This is a genomic window from Shigella sp. FC1967, from assembly GCF_001743005.1.
GTDB lineage: Bacteria > Pseudomonadota > Gammaproteobacteria > Enterobacterales > Enterobacteriaceae > Proteus.
Map to the genome: position 1 here is coordinate 1 of NZ_MIIZ01000823.1, position 2,905 is coordinate 2,905.

Below are 2,905 nucleotides of genomic sequence, written 5' to 3' on the forward strand. Positions count from 1 at the left end.
CGCTACAAACTCGTTGAGTTCATCATTTGATATTCCAGTATGATGACAAAACTCAGTGACAGTAAATACGGTTGTTGTTAATTGACCCATTATTTATTCATACCAAGCGCTACAAACTCGTTGAGTTCATCATTTGATATTCCAGTATGATGACAAAACTCAGTGACAGTAAATACGGTTGTTGTTAATTGACCCATTATTTATTCTCCCAGTCTTTACGTGGATTATAATCGGTCTGGCTATCTGCAATTTGTTGCCATAATTCTCGTATATTTTCATCAGGTTTAGGTGGCATCACAATTTTTAAAATTGCATATAAATCACCGCTAACCCCTTTACTAACTAACCCTTTTCCTTTAATACGTAACTTTTGTCCTGCTTGACTTCCAGCAGGGATCGTTAACAATATTTTTTCTTTTATTGTAGGTATAGGAATTTTTGCACCTAATGCAGCTTCCCAAGGAGCTACTGGGACGACTATTTCTAAATCGTGACCTTTAATATCAAATAGGGGATGAGGTGCAATACGAATTGTTAACCATAAATCACCATTCTCTCCACCATTTTCACCTGTTGTTCCCTGACCTTTTAAACGGATACGTTGCCCATCAATAACACCGGCTGGAATTTTCACATTCAAAGTTTTAGGGATCTCTTTTTCCAAAACTCCGAAAACATTATAAACAGGTAAGTGATAACTAATCGTACGCTTATGCTCTTCCAGTGATTCTTCCAGAAAAACAGCTAATTCTATTTCTAAATCATGCCCACGCTGTTTAGGTGCCTGCCGAGATCGACGCCCTTCAAATGGCGAATGTTGACCAAAAAATGAAGCGTAAAAATCATCAAAATCTTCTTGGCTAAAACTTCCTTGCTCCTTATTTGAATGTTGTTGTGTAAATTGCCTAAATTTAGGATCGTTACGATGAGCCCAAAGTTCATCATATTCGGCTCTACGTTGTTCATCACCTAATATTTCCCATGCTTGAGCAATTTCTTTAAAGCGCTCTTCAGCATTTGGCTCTTTACTGACATCTGGATGATATTTTTTGCTAAACGACGATAAGCAGTTTTAATCGTTTTAGTATCATCAGTGGGTTTGACACCCATTATGGCGTAGTAATCCTTTAATTCCATAGTGACATCTCAATTATGTTAAATAATGAATTAAATATTAATACCCTAGACTTGATTAATTATAGAACAAAGAAATTATGTTGATGAGTAAAAGTTCTATAATAACACCAACCAAATGCCTAAAAAATAACCTTCAATTAAAAAAGTTGAATCAAAAAGCAAGATATTAATCAACCGAAAGCTCCATTATCCCCTTTTTTTAAAAAGGTGCATTTTAAACACCCTATTAAAAGAGGTAGATTTTATTCAACAATACAATCAATTATTGCATTGTTAATGATGGTTTTTCTTTTTAACTAAATAGAATGCGGAATGTTGTTTTTCAAAAGATTATCTATCATCCAATATCCCGCTTTTCCTGGTGGATTATTTCTAGACCACACTAAATCAATATCAATTTTTTTTCGGAAACTGATCGTAATTAAGGCTAACTAATAACTCATGCCCAAATTGCTCGACGAGCCAAGTGGGTAATATTGCCCATCCCATTTCTTGCTCCGCCATTTCAAGCAGTAACAAATAGTTAGGTGCCAACCAATTTTTTTCACTATTAATAATAAATTGAGCACGGCTACTTAGCCTTAGTTGACGATGCATCGTTAAATGCTGATAGTTAATTTTAATTTCTTTCGCAAGAGGATGATTTTTATGTGCATATAATCCTAATTCACCACTAACAGGTAAACGGGCAAAAGCGATATCAACGGGGTACTCTATTCGTGATTCCATCATACCAATATGCGCCTGATTATTTTGTAGCATATTGATGACATCATCGTTTTCAGCAACAAGAAATTCAAATTCAATATGAGGAAATTCTTTATCTAGAAGTTTTAAAAGTTGCTCAGAATGAGGGGGGTTGATACATATCCGAAAAAAACACAGCTTAGACGGGGCTCCATTTCTGGAGATAGTTCTATTCTTAGTGCTTGTAAACGTTCATCCGCCGCTAATATGTCTTCAACTAAACTTAATACCTTTTGCCCTGCAAAAGTCAGCGTTGATTCTCTTCCTTTACGTTCAAATAGTTCAAAACCCATATCATCTTCAAATCCACTGATCGTACTACTGACAGTAGATTGGCTTTTATTTAATTTTCGCGCAGCGGCAGAAAATGATTTTAACGAAGCTGCTTCAATAAATGTACGCAAAGTTTCTATGGAATAGTTCATTATAGTATCGGCTTTTTCGATGGCTCCTATTTTGTATATATACAAAATATTATCAATAATTGCACTCGTTTTTGCTAAATAATTAATTTGAGGTGGGGTATGAGCCAATATCAAAAAACATTTACTGAGCGCGTTTTTCACGCTGTTTCATTTGAAATAATAGCCATCACAATAACAGCGCCACTTAGTGCATGGATTTTGGGTCGCTCAATTTTTTCAAATGGGAACCGTAGCTATTGTTTTATCAACATTAGCTATGTTATTGAATTTATTTTACAACATGATTTTTGACCGCTATTGGCCCTTAATCAAAGGTCCAAGACCAACAAAAGTACGAATCATGCATACTATTGGATTTGAATTAAGTTTTGTAATCATTGGTTTACCGATATTGGCATTTTTTATTAAATATGTCACTGTGGAATGCATTCTTATTAGAAGTCGGCTTTTTTTGCCTTTTTTTCTTTTCTATACCTATGCATTTAATCTTAGTTACGATAAATTACGTGAAAATTGGTTTAATTATAAAGGTAAACGAGTTATCTCGCGTTAACCACTATGCGAAAACACCTTTTGAACCATCATTAGGTGTTTTC

At 34.7% G+C, this 2,905-nt stretch carries 2 protein-coding genes and 3 pseudogenes; 2 read left to right on the forward strand and 3 right to left on the reverse strand.

Translation table 11 applies throughout. The features are described from left to right. Positions 1 to 98: 98 nt before the first annotated feature. The 3 pseudogenes from BHE89_RS25820 to BHE89_RS27475 all read right to left on the reverse strand — a co-directional run. A pseudogene (locus BHE89_RS25820) lies at positions 99 to 197 on the reverse strand (chaperone modulator CbpM); the annotation flags it as partial. Next, positions 197 to 1,137, reverse strand: a pseudogene (gene cbpA / locus BHE89_RS13805) (curved DNA-binding protein). The pseudogenes cbpA and BHE89_RS25820, both read right to left, overlap by 1 nt. Before the next feature lie 296 nt (positions 1,138 to 1,433). Beyond that, positions 1,434 to 2,309 (reverse strand): annotated as a pseudogene (locus tag BHE89_RS27475) (LysR family transcriptional regulator). Positions 2,310 to 2,408: 99 nt separating this feature from the next. Between BHE89_RS27475 and BHE89_RS25825 the strand changes: the two are divergent. Together BHE89_RS25825 and BHE89_RS13815 are read left to right on the forward strand one after the other, a co-directional pair. Then, the gene (locus tag BHE89_RS25825; RefSeq protein ID WP_286146143.1) at positions 2,409 to 2,600 is read left to right on the forward strand and encodes a chlorhexidine efflux transporter; all 192 of its coding nucleotides are present in this window, start codon (positions 2,409 to 2,411) and stop codon (positions 2,598 to 2,600) included. Next, positions 2,530 to 2,862 (forward strand): PACE efflux transporter, encoded by a 333-nt coding sequence (locus tag BHE89_RS13815; RefSeq protein ID WP_286146144.1) that lies wholly within the window; start codon positions 2,530 to 2,532, stop codon positions 2,860 to 2,862. The genes BHE89_RS25825 and BHE89_RS13815 overlap by 71 nt, the downstream gene beginning before the upstream one ends. Positions 2,863 to 2,905: the final 43 nt, after the last annotated feature.